The organism is Sorangium sp. So ce363, assembly GCF_051520435.1.
In the GTDB taxonomy this organism is placed as follows: Bacteria; Myxococcota_A; Polyangia; order Polyangiales; family Polyangiaceae; genus Sorangium; species Sorangium cellulosum_B.
Map to the genome: position 1 here is coordinate 11228854 of NZ_CP150333.1, position 17427 is coordinate 11246280.

Consider the following 17427-nt stretch of genomic DNA (forward strand, 5'->3'; position numbering starts at 1 on the left):
TGATGAGCTCGGACGTGCACGATCGTCTGGTGACGCTCTTCCAGGAGAGCAACGCCGTGTTCCGCGTGGTGGAGCACCCGGCCGAGGGCCGCACGGAGCTCATCTCGCAGATCCGCGGCAACAGCCTGCCGCAGGCCGCGAAGGCCATGGTGCTGATGGTGAAGCAGGGCAAGAAGAGCCGGCGCTACTACCTCTGCGTCGTCCCCGGGGACTGCCGGGTCGACATGGAGGCGGTCAAGACGCTGGGGAGCGGGACTCACGCCACGTTCGCGCCGCAGGACGTCGCCGAGCAGCTCTCGGGGTGCGTCATGGGCGCCGTCCCCCCGGTCTCGTTCAACCCCGAGCTCGAGCTCGTCGTGGATCCGAAGCTCCTGGAGCACGACGAGCTCGTCTTCAACGCCGGCCGGCTGGATCGCTCCATCTTCATCCAGCGGGACTCGTACGTGAAGGCGACGAGCCCCAGGCTCGCCGCTGTCGGCACCCGATAGCCGCTCGCCCGGTCAACTCAACCGCACAGTTCAATCGTTCACGAGAGGCGCTGTTTCCAGTGCCGAGAAGCATCTTCGTGAGCATGAGAAGCTGCGGTTGAATTCATCGTGTTCTTGCTATGTTCTTCGTCAGAGGGCCGCCCAGCCATCCGGCCCGGGTTCCCACGAACAGCCAGTCGAGCCGAAGCGGCTCCCGCTCCTGCGGGTGATGCACGCCGAAGCTGACGGGAAGGGGCGCGTCGTCGAGGACATGCCGGAGGTGACGAACCTCTCCCGGCGCCTCCGCGAGCACCTCGAGCGTGCTGGCGTTACGCGGCCCGACCTCGTCGCGAACGACAAAACGCGGAAGCCGATCACGTTCTACGACCTGCGCCCGGCGAGCATCCCCTGGATGGCCGTGCGCGGGGACTACCCGCTCGAGCTCAAGAGCCGGGCCGGCCACACGTCGTTCCCGACGACGGAGGGCTACCTCCGCGAGGCCGAGCAGGTACGCGTCGGCTTCGGCGAGGCGTTTCCTGAATCACCGACCGAGCTGGTCGGTCCGCTCGGCGAATCGTCCACGAATCGCCCAGCGGAGCAGCTCGGTCTTGATGAGGATCGCGAAATCCTCATCGTATCCTTGGTGGGCCATGAAGGACTTGAACCTTCAGCCAATGGATTAAGAGTCCACTGCTCTACCAATTGAGCTAATGGCCCGAGTGAATTGTCAAACCGACTGAACCTGGAACGGCTCCCGGGATCTCGCCGGAACGCTTGAGTCGCCCGTTGAGCCCGGCACGCCCGGCCTGATTCGAACAGGCGACTTTCGGATTCGAAGTCCGACGCTCTATCCAGCTGAGCTACGGGCGCTCCTGCGCGCCCCTCGGCGGGGCTCGCGGAACGCTTCTAACCGCACCGGCGGCGATATGTCAAGGCGTTGTAGCGACATGATGCGCAATTTTTAGGCCGCCACCTTCGCCGAGCCCGGACGGACGCGCTCGACGGGCGCACCCCGTCACTCCCGCCATCGGCAGCGCACCGTCCACCGGCACCGGCCGCGGGCAGCGCAGCGCCCTCGGGGCGCGCGCCTGGTCCGACACGACGGCGTTCGGCCCGGCACGGCCGCACCTGGCCCCGCGCGGCTGCGAAAGAAGTTCTCTGTCCGCGGCGCCGCAAGGTAGGGTCCTGCCCCGTCATGCCGCTGCTCCGCCCGCTCTCTCGGCGCTGCCTTGCGTCGCGAGGCCCCCTCGCCGCGCTCCTCCTCGCCCTCTCGCTCGCTGCGCCGGCCCAGGGCGCCCCCGCCACGGGCGCGCAGCCGGCCGCGGCCGAGCAGCAGCCGGGCAAGAGCCCGCAGAACAAGCGCCACGCCGCGCGGCGGAGCTCGGCCGACGGCAAAGGTGAAACGCGGGCAGCGCGCAGCGCCCGATCCAAGGAGAAGGCCCAGGAGCGCGACGGCAAGAAGCGCGCGGCGAGGCGGGACGACGCCTCCCGCGCGGAGCGCGGCGGCACCGACGCCGACGCCGACGAGCGGAAGCTGCTGTCGAAGGGCGCTCCCAACCGTGGACGGCTGACCGGCGCCGTGCGGCTTCGATCGTCGAGGCACCTCAAGACGCGCGAGGGCGCCAGGACATGGGGGCTGCCCGTGCTCGTGAAGACCCTGCGGCGCGCCGCCTTCCAGGTGGCCAAGAAGCACGGCGACTCCGCGCTGCTCGTCGGCGACCTCTCGGCCAGGACGGGCGGCGCGCTCGACGGGCACAACTCCCACCAGACGGGGCGCGACGCCGACGTCGGTTTCTACGTCGTCAACTCGAAGGGCAAGAACCTCCGCACGGACCGGTTCGTGGCGTTCGACGATGAGGGCAACGCCATCGGCCTCCCCGGCGCGCGGTTCGACGACGCCCGCAACTGGGCGCTCGTCCAGGCGCTGCTCGAGGATCGGCAGGCGGGCGTCAAATACCTCTTCGTGACCGACGCGCTGCGGGCGCGGCTGCTCGCCCACGCCGCGAAGAAGCGCGTCCCGGCAGATCTCCGGGCCCGGGCCGCGGCCGCGATGATGAGCCCGAGGGACGCCGACCTGCACAACGACCACTTCCACATCCGCGTGATGTGCCCCCCGTCGATGCGCGGCGCCTGCATCGAGGAGTCGCTGGCCCGCCCCGCGTGCGCCGCCGATGAAGCGAAGCAGCCGCTCGCCACCGCGGCGCCCGCGGCGACGGACACGGACATCTACGGCGTGCCTTCCACGGCGGCGCCGACGGTGACCGATGGAGCGCGCCCCACAGCCGCACCGGCGGCCGCGAACGCGTCGCCCGGCGCGGCCTCAGGCGGTCGCCAGACCGCCGCGCCCCGCTGACGTCCGCCCGCGCTCAGGCCGCCGGCACGGCTCCCGGCGGCGCGTCGCCGTCCGCGATCTCCACCACGACCGGCGCGTGATCCGACGGGCGCTGCAGCTCCCGCGGGCGCGTGTCGATCGACACATCGGTGCACCGCGCGGCGAGCGGGCGCGTCACCAGCGCGAGATCGATGCGGAGGCCCTTGTTGCGCCTGAACGCGCCCATCCGGTAATCCCACCAGCTGTACGCCTCCTTGGCGGGGTGGCAGGCGCGGAAGGCGTCCACGAGCCCCCACTCCATCAGGCGGCCCAGCGCGGCCCGCTCGTCCGGATGGAAGAGCACCTGCCCCTCCCACTTCTTCGGCTCGGCGACGTCGATCGCCTCGGGCGCGACGTTGAAATCGCCGCAGATCACGATCTGCTGATCCGGGCGGTAGCGGGCCTCGAGCTCGCTCCGCAGCCGCCCCAGCCACGCGAGCTTGTAGGCGAAGGCCGGCGTGCCCACCGCCTGGCCGTTGGGCACGTAGACGTTGATGACCCGGATCCCCTCGATCGTCGCCGCCAGCATCCGCCGGGCGACGTCCTGCTCGTCGCCGTCGAGGCCCTTCTTCACGTCGTCGACCGAGAGGCCGAAGCGCGTGGCGATCGCGACCCCGTTGTAGGACTTCTGGCCGAAGATGACCGAGCGATAGCCCACCTCGGAGAGCGCGGCCTCGGGGAAGCTGCCGTCCTCGACCTTCGTCTCCTGCATGCAAACGACGTCGGGCGCGGCGCGGACCAGCCAGCTCGTGAGCTGCTCGAGCCGCGTGCGGATGGAGTTCACGTTCCAGGACGCGATGCGCATAGGTCCTCCGGGCGATAGCGGATGAAGAGCCAGGCGGGAAGCCTGGTCCAGGGGCACGCGCGGGGTCCACGGCGCCCGGTCACAAGGCCGCCCGGATCACGTCGAAGAGGCCCTCCGGATCGTCGACGTGGAGCCAGTGGCCGGCGCGCGGAAGGACGTGGACCGAGAGCCAGGGCGCGCGCGCCGCGAGCGCCTCGAAGCGGTCGCGCGAGGCCGGCGAGATCGACTTGGACTTGCCGCCGAGCACGACATGGATGCGCCGCTGCTCCACGCCCGGCACGCCCGGGCCGGCCGGCGCCGGCGGGTCCTCCAGGACGTGCCACAGATCGCGGGCGAAATAGTCGGCGAGCAGCGCGTCCAGGATGTCGAGGTCGAGCCGGATGCGAAAGCCGTCGCCCTCGCGGCGGACGTTCATCGCCAGCCAGTCCGCGATGCCGCGGCTGAACCCGGCGGCGTGCACCGCCTCGAGGAACGCCTCGCGCGACGGGATCGGCTGCGGGATCGCGCGGAGCATCGCGAGCACGCCGGGGCTCTCCGATCCGCTCTCGCCGGCGGGCCTCGCGCTCGGATCGGCGTCGAGGATGAAGCCGCGCTCGATCCCCGTCGGCCGGCGCTCGAGGTAGGCGAGCGCCACCTTGCCGCCGAACGAATGGCCCATCACGCCGCGGATATCGAGGCCGAGGCGGTCGCCCAGCCGGAGCAGATCCTCCGCGGCCGCTGCGATGGTGTGGGGCGCAGGCGGGCTCTGCGACATGCCGTGGGCCCGCAGGTCGACCAGGATGAAGCCCCACGGCCGGGCGGCTGCGCCTGGCGCGCCCTCGGCGGATTGCGCCTCGGCGAGGCGTCGGATGAAGGTGCGCCAGTTGGCGCCCGAGCCGAAGATGCCGTGCAGCACGAGCATCCAGCGGGCAGGCGCCGCGGAGGGGGCGGAGACGAGGGCGTGGTGGGGCACGAAGCCGGCGTGTGCGTTCATGGCTCTCCGGACCGCGCGAGCGCGCGGCCTGCGCCTAGCGCTAGCATGGCCCCATGGCCAAGAAGCCCCCCATCGCGCCGCCGAGCGCGGACGCCGCAGAAGACGAGGGCACCCAGCCGGCGAAGCCCGCGCGGTTTCACGGCGCGGCGCTCGCCGGGGCCAGCTTCGACGACGTCGACCTTCGCGACGCGCGCTTGCACAACGCCTCGCTCGCGGGGGCCGAGCTCGACGACGTCGACCTTCGCGACGCGCGCCTGCACAACGTCTCGCTCGCGGAGGCCGAGCTCGACGACGTCGACCTGCGCAACGCGCGACTGCACAACGTCTCGCTCGCGGAGGCCGAGCTCGACGACATCGACCTGCGCGGCGCGCGCCTGCACAACGCGACCCTCGCCGGCGCCTCGCTCGACGACATCTCGCTCGCCGGCGCGCGTTTGAACGACGCCGACGCCGCCGCGACCCGCTGGTCCGACGCGAGCCTGCGCCGCGCTCGCTTCGAGGGGTCGGACCTCCGCGAGGTCGAGATCGTCGGCTGCGCGATCGACGGGCTCACCATCGACGGCGTGCGGATCGATCGCCTGCTCGAGGAGGCGAAGGATCGATCACGCGCGGGCCAGGCCCCGAAGGCCACCGAGAAGGAAGTGCCGCCGAAGAAACCGAGAAAGGAGCGGAAACCGTAGCGCCCCACCCGCGGAGCGAGCGGGCAGCGCCCCGCGCGACCGCGGGCGGTTACGCCTCGATGAGCCCGGTGCGGACCGCGATGCGGGTCAGCTCGACCGCGCTCTTGCACCCGAGCTTCGCGTAGATGCGCACGCGGTGGGTCTCCACCGTCTTCGGGCTGATCGTCAGCCGCGCGGCCGTCTCGCGCGTCGACACGCCGGCCGCGAGCAGCCGCAGGACCTGGCGCTCGCGCGGTGTCAGCGCGTCGAGACCACCGGAGCCCTCGCTCGCCGGCTTGCGCATCGCGCGCACCACGGCCCCCGCGATGCTCGAGGAGAGCGGCGCTCCCCCGGTCGCGATCCGGCGGATGCCCTCGATGACCTCCTCGAGCTTCGAGGTCTTCACGAGATACCCCTGCGCGCCCGCGCGGAGCGCCTCGGCGACGCGGAACTCGTCGTCATAGCCGCTCAACACGAGGAGCTTCGCCTGCGGCAACTGCGCTCTCAGCGCCCCGAGGAGCTCGATGCCGTCTCGGTCGGGGATGTTGAGATCGACGAGCACGACGTCCGGCTTGCAGCTCGCCGTCTCGCGCAGGGCATCGGCCGCCGTCCCGGCCTGGCCCACGACGACCATGTCGGGCTCGTCCGAGAGCGCTCGAGCGAAGCCTTCGCGAACGACGGGGTGATCGTCGATCAGATAGATGTGCAGCTTGCTAGCAGGGGTTTCCGCCATGGTGACCGCAGGGGGATTGGAGTGTCCTTCAGACCACAATTCGATACCCATGAGCAGTTCAAGTCAAGCTGCTCGGGTCGTCCTGGGAGGAACCTTACAGGGGTATCAGGTGCTCAACGATCTGCAAGCAGCGGCGCGGCGGCAAGCCCAATTGGTGAGGAAAACTCCGTCCAGAGCGAGTTTCGGAGCTCGACGGAGATCCGCGCGACGTGGAATGCGCAACGGTGGACGTGACGGACGGTGCAACGATGCGTCCAGAGCGGCCTGCGCATGCGGTCGCGGCAACCGTCTGGTATTCTTCGCGCGCCTCATGCGCCGGAATGGCCAGCGATCCAGGGAAATACGATGAGCTCGCCGGTCCCCGCTCCCGGCCCGGCCGCCACCTCGCCGCGCTCGCCCGCGGAGATCTTCGTCGTCGATGACGACCCCGCGCTTGTCGAGTCGCTGCTCGACCTGCTCTCCGACGAGGGCTACCGGGTTCAGGGCTTCACGCGGCCGCTGGAAGCGCTCGATCGCCTCGCCCGCGGCGCGCGGCCGCGGGCGGTCCTGCTCGACTACGTGATGCCCGAGATGACCGGCGAGGAGTTCCTCGCCGCGCTCGCCGCCGCGGGCATCGAGGTGCCCGTCCTCCTGCTCTCCGGCGTGAACGAGCCCAACATCCGCGGCGTCGTGGCCGGCGTGCTGGCGAAGCCCTTCGACGTCGACCGGCTCCTCGTCGTGCTCGATCGCCTGACCGGCGCCGTGCAACGCTAGCGCACCGACGCCGCCGCCCCCCGATCCCGGCTCGCACAGGCGCGGCGGCACGCTCCTCGCGTTCGCTGGCCCCAGGAGAAGCCGAGGATGTCGTCGCTGCTCGCAGAAGACAGCGCCACCGGGCCAGCCGTCCTCGCGCGAGGCGGATCGGGCGGCCCCGCCAGCGCGAACGCGCCGGCGGCCGCGATCAAGCTGCCGGCCGAGCTGCACCACCGCTTCCGCTTCATCGCGATCGACGCGGGCCTCCTCGCCGAGGCGGCCGACGGCGCCGCGGCGCTGCTCGACGTGCTGCTCGCGATGGGGGTGCGCGTGGCGCTCTTCGCCGGCGAGGCCGTGCCCCACCTCGCGCGGCGGCTCGAGCGCGGCGTGCGCGCCGAGAACCGCAGGCGGCTCTTCCTCGGCGCGCTCGACGGCGCGGAGCTCCACGGCTTCGATCGCCGCGGCGCCGCGGTCGCGCTCGTCGCCCGCGCGGAGCCGGACGGGCGCTCCGCCATCGCCGCGCTGATTGATCAGGTGATCGCGCCGCTCCGCATCGAGCCGCACGATCGGCTCGCGATCTCGCCGGAATCGAGGGAATCGCGCGACGGCGCGCCGGCCGGAGGGGCGCGCGGGCTCCGCGACGCGCCGGAGCTCGCGGGCGCCGTCCACGCGACGGCCGGCGCGCAGCGGCTGTCCGAGATCCTCGCGCTCCAGCGGGATCTCGACCGTGAGCTCGGCCCGCTCGCGGCGCCCCGCGACGCCGCGTGGATCATCGAGGAGCCGGGGTTCGACGTCGCGCGCGAGCACGAGATCGAGTCGCTGCTCGCGATCGCCAACGGCTACCTCGGCTCGCGCGCGTCGCTGCCGGAGGGGTCGAGGGTGTCGCGGCCGGCCACGTTCATCGCGGGCGCCTTCGAGCCCTCGGCCGACGTGAGCCGCGTGCCGGAGCTCGTCATCGCCCCCGACTGGGGCCGGCTGAACGTCGCCATCGAGGGCGAGCCGTTCTCCGCGGAGACGAGCGGCGTGCTGCACCACCACCGCGCCCTCGACATGCGGCGCGGCGTGCTGCTGCGCGAGGTCCTGCGGCGCGACGAGGGAGGCCACCTCATACACCTGCACACGCTCCACGCGGCGTCCCTCGCGAACCGCCACGTCCTCATGGAGGCGCTCAGCATCGCCCCCCTCAACTTCACCGGGACGATCCGCGTCGACGCGATCCTGAGCGGCGACGTGAAGAGCGCGAGCGGCGCGGCGCACTGGGCCGGCTTCGCGGCGGACGCAAGCGCGAAGAGCCTGCTCCTCGTCGGGCACACGCACGGCGGGCTCGTGACCGCGATGACCTCGCACCTGCGAGAGCTCCCGGAGCAGGCCGCGGAGTGCTCGTCCCCGCCCGAGCTCCTCGAGGGCGCGCGCTGCGAGCGCACCACAGGCGCGCGATCGATCGCCGAGCGCTGCGACGTCGGCGTCCGCGTCGCCGAGCCGCGCCGCCTCTTCCGGACGACGACGCTGCACACGTCGCGCGACACGCCCACGCCGCGCGAGGCGGGAGAGGCGCTCCAGGCCGAGCTGTCGAGCCGCACCACGGCCGGCCTGCTCGGCGAGCACACGCGGGCGTGGGCGGAGCGCTGGCGCCACGCCGACGTCGAGATCGACGGCGCTCCCAGGATCGAGCGGGCGCTCCGGTTCGCCCTGTACCACCTCATCGGCGCGGCGAACCCGGACGACCCGCGCTGCTCCATCGGCGCGCGCGGGCTCAGCGGGGAGGCGTACCGCGGCCACGTCTTCTGGGATACCGAGACCTTCCTCGTCCCGTTCTACACGCACTGTTACCCCGAGGCCGCCCGCGCGCTGCTGCTCTACAGGCACCGCACCCTCGCCGGCGCGCGCCGCAAGGCGAAGGCGCTCGGCTACGAGGGCGCGCTCTACGCGTGGGAGTCGGCGGACACGGGCGACGAGACGACGCCGCCGCTGGTCGTCACGCCGTTCGGCGAGGTGGTCCGGGTGCTCTCCGGCGAGCAGGAGCACCACATCAGCGCCGACATCGCGTACGCCGTGCACGCGTACGTCCGCGCGACCGGCGATCTCGACTTCCAGCGCGGCGAGGGGGCCGAGATCCTGATCGAGACGGCGCGCTTCTGGGCGAGCCGCGCCGAGCTCGGACCGGATGGCCACGCCCACATCCGGCGGGTGATCGGGCCGGACGAGTACCACGAGACGGTGGACGACAACGCGTTCACGAACTGGATGGCGCGGTACAACCTCCGCGTCGCCGCCGCGATCGTCCAGCGCAACGTCGCGCGCGCGGACGTGCTCGCGCGGCTCGACCTCCGGCCCGACGAGCCCGACCGCTGGTGCGACATCGCCGACCGCATGTTCCTCGGGATCGACCCGCAGACCGGCCTGATCGAGCAGTTCGCGGGCTACTTCGGCCTCGCGCCGTTCTCCATCGCCGACTACGCCGTGCGCAGCGCGCCGGTCGACGTCTTGCTCGGGCGCGAGCGGACGCAGGCCTGCCAGGTGGTGAAGCAAGCGGACGTCGTGCAGCTCATCGCGCTGCTCTGGAGCGCGGTGCCCGCGAGCGCCCGGCGCGACAACTTCCTCTACTACGAGCCGCGCACCGCCCACGGCAGCTCGCTGAGCCCCAGCGCCCACGCGCTCGTCGCCGCCCGGCTCGATCTCCACGCCCACGCCGAGCGCTACTTCGAGCAGACCGCCGACATCGACCTCGGCAACACGATGGGCAACTCCGCGGGCGGCGTGCACATCGCCGCCATGGGCGGCCTCTGGCAAGCCGTCGCGTTCGGCGTCGCCGGCGTCACGCGCGTGCCGCGGAGCGCGCTCTCGGAGGCGCTCCCCCACGCGCCGCCGTGCCCCGACGAGGACGAGGCGATCGGGATCGAGCCACACCTCCTGCCGGGCTGGCGCCACCTCAAGATCCCGATCACCTGGCGAGGCCGCGCGCTCGAGATCCACGTGGAGGATGGGGCGGTCGAGGTCGCGCTGGAGGGGAGCGCGCCGCTGCCGATCTGCCTGCTCGACGCGGGCACGCCCGCCTGCGCTGTGCTGGCGGAGCCGGGCCGCCGCTATGCGACGCGGCGGCTGGGTGACCGCGTCACGCCATGGGAGGAGGTCACGACATGCTGAGCGCTGCGCGCGATGGGATCCTCGGCGAACGCGGAGCGATGTCCGAGCCGGCCTCGACGGCCGAGCCGCCCCCCGGAGCGCACGGGGGGGCGCGCGACGAGCGCGACGAGCCCGCGCCGGAGAGCGGCGCGCGGAGCAGGAACGTGCTCGTCGCGCTCCACGGCCGCCGCGGCCACCTCGGCGCCCTCGAGCTCGGGCGGCTCATCGCGGGCGCGTTCCGCGCGCCGCTGCACGGGCTCATCGTCGGCGCAGGCCCGATCGAGGCGAGCGAGGTGCCTGCCCACCTCGGGATCGCCGCGGAGGCGCTGCGGGGCGTGGTGCTGCACGTCGAGGCGAGCGAGGATCCCCCGGGCGCGCTCGCGTCGGCGACGAAGAGCCGCGGCGCCGCAGTCCTGGTCGTGGCGCCCGAGCCGGAGGAGCTCATGGACGAGCGCCTAGGCGTTGGCCGGCTCGCCGCGGGCGCGCTGGAGGCCGTCATGAGCGGCGTCGTCGTCGTCATCGCCCCGACGAACCGACCGTCGACTCGGCTACGGCGCATCCTGCTTCCGCTCGACGGCACCCCCAGCACGGCCGCCTCGATCACCCCCGCCGGAGAGCTCGCCCGCAGGCTCGGCGCGGAGCTCGACATCGTGATGGTCGGCTGCGCCTCGCCGCGGAAGGAGGCGACGAACGACGGACCGCCCGTCTCGACGCCGGTGCCCTTCGAGCCGGGCACGATGGTGGCGCCCCTCTACGTCGACCAGCCTCAGCACGAGTGGGCCGCGTTCACCGAGGAGTTCCTGGCCCGATTCCTGAGCGCGATCGGTCATTGCCCTCACGACGTCGCAACGCGGTTCTTCCTCGGCAAGGGCGAGCCGGCGGCGGAGATCCTGCGGTTCGCCGAGCAGCTGGCGAGCGATCTCGTGGTGCTGGTCTGGCACGGGCACCTCGAGGATCACCACGGCAGCGTCTTCCGCGACGTGCTGAGCGGCGCCCCGTGCCCGGTGATGGTCCTGCGCCGATAGAGCGCGCTCACCGGCGCGAATCCGCGTGAATCGACGTGAATCGACGTGAATCGGCGCAAATCCGCCCGTCGGCGAGCGCGCCGGCGAGCGGGCTCCACGCCAACGGCCGGCGAAAGGCGCTATGGTGCGCCGCCATGGTCTCCCGGAAGCTGCCCCCCAGCGAGTGTCGCAAGATCGTAGAGCCGCAGAGCTTCCGCTTCTCCACGACGGAGGAGGTCGCGCCGCTGTCGGCGGGCATCGGCTCGCAGGAGCGCGCCCTCGCCGCGCTCGCCTTCGGCCTCGACATCCGACAGCCCCGCTTCCACGTCGTCGTCGTCGGCGCGCCCGGCACGGGCCGCACGTTCTGCGCGCGCGCCGTCGCGAAGCGGATCGCGGCGAGCCGCCCCACGCCCGACGACATCCTCCTCCTGCCGAACCCGCACCGCCCGAGCGAGCCGACGGTCCTGTCGCTGCCGCCGGGCGAGGGGCGCCCCTTCGTCGAGGCGATGGAGGAGCTCCACGAGAAGCTGGTCGACGCCCTGCGCGGCGCGACCGAGGGCGAGCGCTTCAAGCAGGCGCGCGGCAAGATCCAGCGCCGGGTGAACGCGGAGGAGCGGCGGCTCGAGGAGCAGCTCAAGTTTGCGGCGCGCGAGCTCGGCCTCGACCTCGTGCGCGGCGAGGACGAGGTGCAGATCACCTCGATCGAGGACGCCGCCAACGCGCCGGACGGCGAGGCCCTGCTCGCCATCGCCGGCTCCATCGAGGAGTTCGAGATGCGGCTCGCCACCGTGCAGGACGAGGCCGACGTCGAGCTGCGCGGCGTCGTGAAGCAGCTGCTCAGCGACGGGGTGAAGGGCTGCTTCCAGCCCGTGCGCGCGCGCTTCGAGGGGCGCAATGACATCAGCGCCTTCCTCGCGGACGTCGAGACGGTCGTGTCGAAGGAGTTCCGCCTGCTCGTCGACGAGGCGCGCGGCGAGGAGGGCGGCGCCACCCTCCCGCGCGGCGTGGTCGTCCCGACGCTCCTCACGGAGCACACGCCCGACTCCGGCGCCCCGGTCGTCGAGGTCCCCTACCCCACGCTGACCGCCCTGTTCGGCCGCACCCACGCGCCGCCCGACTCCGGCTTCCCGCCGGAGCCCGGCTTCGCCGTCGCGGGCGCCCTCCACGAGGCGGCCGGCGGCTTCCTCATCCTGCCCGCGGGCGCGCTCCTCAAGAACGAGGCGCTCTACGAGCAGCTCAAGGCCTGCCTCCTCGCGGGCAAGTTCATCGTGCCCGAGCACAACCCGTCGTACTTCCGCGGCACCGCGGAGGAGCTGCTCTTCCCGCCGATCCCGATCGACGTGAAGGTCGTCCTCGTCACGAACCCGCAGCTCTACCAGGACCTGCACGACGCCGATCCGGAGTTCTCGCAGCTCTTCAAGGTGCAGGCGCGCTTCGAGACGACGATCTCGCTCGATCAGGCGCTGCTCACGTACCCCGCGTTCCTCGCCGGCTTCGCGCACGATCGCGGCCTCCCGCCGATCACGGCCGACGGCGTGACCGCGCTCCTCTTCCACGGCGGCCGCCTCGCGGAGAGCCAGACCAAGGTGAGCGCCCAGATCGGGCTCATCGCCGAGGTCGCGACCGAGGCCGGCTACCGGGCCCAGCGCCGCGGCCGCAAGGTGGTCGACGGCCCCGAGGTCAACGAGGCGCTCGAGGCGGCGCGGCGCCGCGGGAGCCATTTCCGCGACCATGTGCACGAGCTGCTCTCGGACGGGACGATCCGCATCGACGTGACCGGCCGGCGCGTCGGGCAGGTCAACGCCATCTCGGTCCTGTCCGACGGCCCGCAGACGTTCGGCCGCCCGTGCCGGGTGACGGCGGTCGTCTACCCGGGCCGCGAGGGCCCGGTGAACATCGCGCGCGAGGTCGAGATGTCCGGCCCGCTCCACAGCAAGGGTGTGATGGTCCTCACGGGCTTCCTCGCGGCCCGGTTCGCCCAGCACCGCCCGCTCTCGTTCGGCGCCTCGCTCGTCTTCGAGCAGACCTACGAGCCCATCGAGGGCGACAGCGCCTCGTCGAGCGAGCTGTACGCGCTCCTGTCCGCGCTCTCCGGCGTCCCGATCCGGCAGGAGCTCGCCGTGACGGGCAGCATCGATCAGCAGGGGAGCATCCAGCCCGTGGGCGGCATCAACGAGAAGATCGAGGCCTTCTTCGATCTGTGCGCCGCCAAGGGCCTGACGGGCGAGCAGGGCGTGCTGATCCCGAGCGCGAACCGCGACGCGCTCATGCTGCGGGGCGACGTCGTAACGTCGATCGAGGCCGGCCGCTTCCACGTGTTCGAGGTGAGCTCCGTCGAGGAGGGCATCGAGATCATCACCGGCGTCCCCGCGGGCGTCGCCGACGCGGACGGAAGGTACCCGGAGGGGACCGTGTTCCACGCGGCGGACCAGCGGCTCGAGCGCTTCCACCAGGCGATCGCCGACACGCTGAAGGGCGGGACGAGCGCGGATCCTCGAAGAATGCTCAGGGAGCGCTGAAGAGGACCGATGGCAGCGAAGCGCACGGCCGAACCCGCGCCGATCGGCGCCGGAGCCCGCCGGTGACGCGGCGGCCCATCCTGCTCGCGGCGGCCGGCGCCGCGGCGCCGCTGCTGGCGTGGGGCGCGCTCGCGCGGTGGCGTGATGGGTCGCTCTCGCTCGGCGCCGCCTGCGCGGCCGCCGCCGCGATCGCGCTGCTGGTCGTCCTCGGCGGCGTCGTCCGGCGGCGCTTCGCCGCGAGGCCCGGTCGATCCTGGCGCCAGGCGCCCGCGGCGCCTCGGCTCCCGCGGACGGGGCAGCCGGCCGCGCGCCCCGCGGAGCGCGCCTCGACGCCGCCGACCGAGCTCGACGATCCGCGGAGCATCTACGCCTTTGCAGCCCAGGCCGTCGGTCAGTCGCTCGCCTGGGAGGGGAGCTACAAGGCGGCGGCCGCCTCGCTGCGCGACGTGCCTCGCGACTGGATACCTCCGCAGGTTCGGGTGCTCGTCATGAGCAACCTCGCCCAATGGCAGCTCTGCGCCGGCGACATCGAGTCCGCCCGGCGGCTCCTCCCGGATCTGGACGAGGAGCGCGCGCCGGCGTCGGTGCGGCCGCTCGTGCGGGGAGCGCGCGCCGCGGTGCTCGTGCGCACCGGCGACGTCGAGGGCGCGCTCTCCTTGATCGGCCTCCGCGATGGCGAGCGAGAAGAGCCGACCGAGGTGCGCCAGCGCTACCGCATCACCCGCGCGCACGCGTTCACCGCGCTCGGCGAGCCCGCCGCGGCGCGCGCGGAGCTCCGCCGGGTGGTCGATGACGTCGGCGTCGACGAGCTCTGCCGCTGGATTCCCGCGGGCGGGCCCGCCCGGGCCACGATGATCGAGCTCATCGACGAGGGCTGACGGATTCGCGCGTCTCCTATCTTCCGCGCCGCCCAGGCCTGGCTCCGCCGAGGAGCCAGCGTGGTGATGAGCTCCGCTCCTCGCCGCGCGCTCACGCCCTCCTCGACGCCGGCGCGCCGCTGCGAGGCCGCGACTCGCCAAGCGCGGATCTCGGGTCGCTCGAGTCACGCGCAACTCGGATCGTCACGCCGCTTGTCAAGCGTCATTTCCCTGGTTTGTCGCGCGGGAAGCCCCCCTCTGCCGGCGCCGGGCGCTCGAAGCCCACAGAGCGCATCGTGTGCGCTTCCCCGGTGATTCCGGTTCTCGGTGGGGGAAGCAACGTTGCGAGCGCCTGGCGGCTGGTAGAAAAAGGATGCTGTACGCAAAGTGCATCGGGCCAGGTAGCCTTTTCGCGTCGACCGGGGGAGAACGCATGCCAACCTGTATGGGTGGCCAATGAGGGTGGAGGCGCCACGGGGGGTGATCGGCGGGTGTTGCACCGGTTCAACCAGCCCTACGCGTCCCGTCCTGGCGACTCGCCTCGCTCACAGGAGCCCGCCCCGGAGGCTCCCGTGAACCGCCCAGCGGATACGCCGTCCCATCGCATCCTCATCGTGGACGACAGCCCCACGTACCTGAACCAGGTCGCGGCGGCGATGCGCGACGAAGGCTACTTGCCGGTGCTCGCCCACTCGGGGGAGGAGGCGCTCGCGCGGCTCACGGTGGCGCGCGTCGACGGCATTCTGCTCGACATGGTGATGCCGGGTCTGTCGGGCCCGGCCACGTGCCTCCGCATCAAGGCGAACGCCTCGTGGCGGCCGATCCCGCTGCTGATGCTCACCGGCCGCGACGACCACAAGGCGATCCTCGACGCCCTCTCGGCCGGCGCCGACGATTTCGTGACGAAGACGGGCGAGCTCACGGTGCTGAAGGCGCGCCTGCGCGCCCAGCTGCGCAGGAAGCATTACGAGGACGAGAACCGCAGGATGCGCGAGCTCCTCCTGCGCCGGGAGATGGAGGCGGCGGAGGCGCGCGCCGACCGGCGCCTCAAGCAGAGCGAGGAGCGGTTCCGACTCATCGTGGAGGGCGTCCAGGACTACGCCATCTTCATGCTCGACCCCGCCGGCCGCATCGCCAGCTGGAACCCGGGCGCCGAGCGCATCAACGGCTACCGCGCCGACGAGATCATCGGCTGCCACTGCTCGGTCCTCTTCCCGCCGGAGGACGTCGAGCTCGGCAGGCCCGCCGCGGAGCTCGAGTCCACCGTGGAGACCGGCCGCTCGATCCAGGAGGGCTACCGCGTCCGCAAGGACGGCACCCGCTACTGGGCGAACGAGGTGATCAGCGTGCTCTTCGACGAGGCCGGGCAGCTGCGCGGCTTCGCGAAGGTCACCCGCGACGTGACGGAGCGCCGCCGCGTCCACGAGGCGCAGCGCATCCTCGTCTCCGCCGGGCAGATCCTCGGCGAGTCGCTCGATTTCGAGGAGACGCTGCGGCGCGTGGTCCGCGTCGCGCTCCCCGACTTCGCGTCGATCTGCGTGCTCCTGCTGCAGGACGAGTCCGGCGCGATCGATCGGCAGGTGACCGCCCACGCGGATCCGTCGATGGCGATGGCGACCGAGCTCCTCGGCAGGATCACGGCCGACTCTGCCGGGCGGGGCATCGGCAGGGTCCTGCGCACGGCGCAGCCGGAGCTCATCCCCAAGGTGACCGACTCCTTCGTCCGCGCGATCTCGTTCGATCAGGCGCACTACGAGGCGCTGCGCTCGCTCTCGCTCGCCTCGCACCTCACGGTCCCGCTGACGGCGCGCGGCCGCACGCTGGGCACGCTCTCGTTCGCCTCGACGCACCGGCGCTATGACGCGGTCGATCTCGACCTCGCGCAGGATCTCGCGCGGCGCGCGGCGCTCGCCGTCGACAACGCCCGGCTCTACCGGGAGGCGCAGCTCGCGGTGCGCGCGCGCGACGATTTCCTCACGATCGCCTCGCACGAGCTCCGCACGCCGCTCACGCCCATGCAGCTGCAGGTCGACGGCCTCCTGCGCGCCGGCAAGCGCGGCGGCCTGACCGCCGAGCGCGCCACGCCGCGGCTCGAGATGATCAAGCGCCAGGTCGAGCGGCTCGCCCGGCTCATCACGAACCTGCTCGACATCTCGCGCATCTCCGCGGGCCGCCTGCAGATCGAGCTCGAGGACGTCGATCTCGCGGCCACGGTGAACGAGGCGCTGGAGCGGTTCCGCGAGGAGCTCTGCGCCGCCGGCTGCCCCGTCAACCTGTCGGCCCCCGCCTCGATCGTCGGCCGGTGGGATCGCCTCCGGCTCGATCAGATCGTCACGAACCTCCTCTCGAACGCCGTCAAATACGGCGCCGGCAAGCCCATCGACGTCACGCTGGAGGACCTCGCGGACCGCGCCCGCCTGACGGTGCGGGATCGCGGCATCGGCATCGCCCCGGAGCAGCAGGCCCGCATCTTCGAGCGCTTCGAGCGCGCCGTCTCCAGCGAGAACTACAGCGGCTTCGGCATGGGGCTGTGGATCGTGCGGCAGATCGCCGACGCGCTCGGGGCGACGATCCAGGTCGACAGCCGGCCGGGCGAGGGGGCGACCTTCACCGTCGACCTGCCGAAGGAGCCTGCCTGACGCCCTCCGCGCCGCGCGGCTAGAGCGCCCGCCGCACCCGGCGGCGCTGCTCGATCATGTGCTGGGTGATCTGCTGCCTGCCCTCGGCGCGCTCCACCAGCGTCCACACGTTGTCGCCGCGCTCCCTGCCCGCGCAGTCGAGGAGCGCGTCGGCCGCCTGCTCGGCGGGGATGAGCCCGTCGTGTCGTCCCGGGAGCTCCACCACGGCGGCGCGCGTGCAGAGCCCGCCCATCGTGGCCAGCATCCGGCGCACGATCTCGCGGAAGACCGCCTCGTCGAACGCGTCGCGCTCGCCGGCGCCGAACAGGACGAGCTTGTCGAACGCCATGCGCGGCTTGCACGGGATCATGACGACCTCGCCGAGCTCGCCGGTGATCAGGCCCTGCCGCCTCAGCTCGGAGATCCGGCCGCCGAGCCGCCAGTCGCAGAGGCCGGCCACGCCGTGGGCCGGCCGCGCGTCGCTGAACGGGGCGCACGCGAGCACCTCCGAGTCGAGCTCGTCGAGGCTCTGCAGGTCGGGGGAGATGAACCGTAGCTCCACGTGG

At 72.5% G+C, this 17427-nt stretch carries 13 protein-coding genes and 2 tRNA genes; 9 read left to right on the forward strand and 6 right to left on the reverse strand.

The window, feature by feature from the left end; genetic code table 11:
- Nucleotides 1–14 precede the first annotated feature (14 nt).
- Entirely contained in the window at nucleotides 15–488 is a 474-nt protein-coding gene (locus WMF12_RS42285; protein ID WP_437854388.1) for a YbaK/EbsC family protein, read from the forward strand.
- A gap of 620 nt (nucleotides 489–1108) precedes the next feature.
- Here WMF12_RS42285 and WMF12_RS42290 read toward each other — a convergent pair.
- Nucleotides 1109–1184, reverse strand: a tRNA-Lys gene (locus WMF12_RS42290).
- A gap of 79 nt (nucleotides 1185–1263) precedes the next feature.
- A tRNA-Arg gene (locus WMF12_RS42295) sits at nucleotides 1264–1337 on the reverse strand.
- A gap of 325 nt (nucleotides 1338–1662) precedes the next feature.
- On the opposite strand from WMF12_RS42295, the gene WMF12_RS42300 reads away from it, so the two are divergent.
- Nucleotides 1663–2820, forward strand: a complete 1158-nt coding sequence (locus tag WMF12_RS42300) for a penicillin-insensitive murein endopeptidase (RefSeq protein WP_437854389.1) — start codon at nucleotides 1663–1665, stop codon at nucleotides 2818–2820.
- 13 nt (nucleotides 2821–2833) lie between these two features.
- Here WMF12_RS42300 and xth read toward each other — a convergent pair whose 3' ends face one another.
- Both xth and WMF12_RS42310 read right to left on the reverse strand, forming a co-directional pair.
- Entirely contained in the window at nucleotides 2834–3643 is an 810-nt protein-coding gene (gene xth / locus WMF12_RS42305) for an exodeoxyribonuclease III (RefSeq protein WP_437854390.1), read from the reverse strand.
- A 79-nt stretch (nucleotides 3644–3722) separates the two neighbouring features.
- Nucleotides 3723–4616, reverse strand: a complete 894-nt coding sequence (locus WMF12_RS42310) for an alpha/beta fold hydrolase (RefSeq protein WP_437854391.1) — start codon at nucleotides 4614–4616, stop codon at nucleotides 3723–3725.
- A gap of 53 nt (nucleotides 4617–4669) precedes the next feature.
- On the opposite strand from WMF12_RS42310, the gene WMF12_RS42315 reads away from it, so the two are divergent.
- Entirely contained in the window at nucleotides 4670–5296 is a 627-nt protein-coding gene (locus tag WMF12_RS42315; protein WP_437854392.1) for a pentapeptide repeat-containing protein, read from the forward strand.
- Nucleotides 5297–5345: 49 nt separating this feature from the next.
- On the opposite strand, the gene WMF12_RS42320 is transcribed toward WMF12_RS42315, so the two are convergent.
- The gene (locus WMF12_RS42320) at nucleotides 5346–6008 is read right to left on the reverse strand and encodes a response regulator (protein WP_044970202.1); all 663 of its coding nucleotides are present in this window, start codon (nucleotides 6006–6008) and stop codon (nucleotides 5346–5348) included.
- Nucleotides 6009–6353: 345 nt separating this feature from the next.
- Between WMF12_RS42320 and WMF12_RS42325 the strand changes: the two genes are divergently transcribed.
- The 6 genes from WMF12_RS42325 to WMF12_RS42350 all read left to right on the forward strand — a co-directional run bounded on the left by WMF12_RS42325 (nucleotide 6354) and on the right by WMF12_RS42350 (nucleotide 16882).
- Nucleotides 6354–6761, forward strand: a complete 408-nt coding sequence (locus tag WMF12_RS42325; protein ID WP_437742399.1) for a response regulator — start codon at nucleotides 6354–6356, stop codon at nucleotides 6759–6761.
- A gap of 87 nt (nucleotides 6762–6848) precedes the next feature.
- Nucleotides 6849–9884 (forward strand): glycoside hydrolase family 65 protein, encoded by a 3036-nt coding sequence (locus tag WMF12_RS42330; RefSeq protein ID WP_437854393.1) that lies wholly within the window; start codon nucleotides 6849–6851, stop codon nucleotides 9882–9884.
- Complete coding sequence (locus tag WMF12_RS42335) at nucleotides 9878–10888, forward strand: universal stress protein (RefSeq protein ID WP_437854394.1); 1011 nt, start codon at nucleotides 9878–9880, stop codon at nucleotides 10886–10888. Before WMF12_RS42330 ends, WMF12_RS42335 begins: the two co-directional genes overlap by 7 nt.
- Before the next feature lie 134 nt (nucleotides 10889–11022).
- A complete protein-coding gene (locus WMF12_RS42340; RefSeq protein ID WP_437854396.1) occupies nucleotides 11023–13386 on the forward strand; it encodes an AAA family ATPase in 2364 nt (787 codons plus the stop codon).
- A 62-nt stretch (nucleotides 13387–13448) separates the two neighbouring features.
- The gene (locus WMF12_RS42345; protein WP_437854397.1) at nucleotides 13449–14264 is read left to right on the forward strand and encodes a hypothetical protein; all 816 of its coding nucleotides are present in this window, start codon (nucleotides 13449–13451) and stop codon (nucleotides 14262–14264) included.
- Nucleotides 14265–14815: 551 nt separating this feature from the next.
- A complete protein-coding gene (locus WMF12_RS42350; RefSeq protein WP_157907273.1) occupies nucleotides 14816–16882 on the forward strand; it encodes an ATP-binding protein in 2067 nt (688 codons plus the stop codon).
- Between the two features lie 19 nt (nucleotides 16883–16901).
- On the opposite strand, the gene WMF12_RS42355 is transcribed toward WMF12_RS42350, so the two are convergent.
- Complete coding sequence (locus WMF12_RS42355) at nucleotides 16902–17423, reverse strand: M17 family peptidase N-terminal domain-containing protein (RefSeq protein ID WP_437295943.1); 522 nt, start codon at nucleotides 17421–17423, stop codon at nucleotides 16902–16904.
- Nucleotides 17424–17427 lie beyond the last annotated feature (4 nt).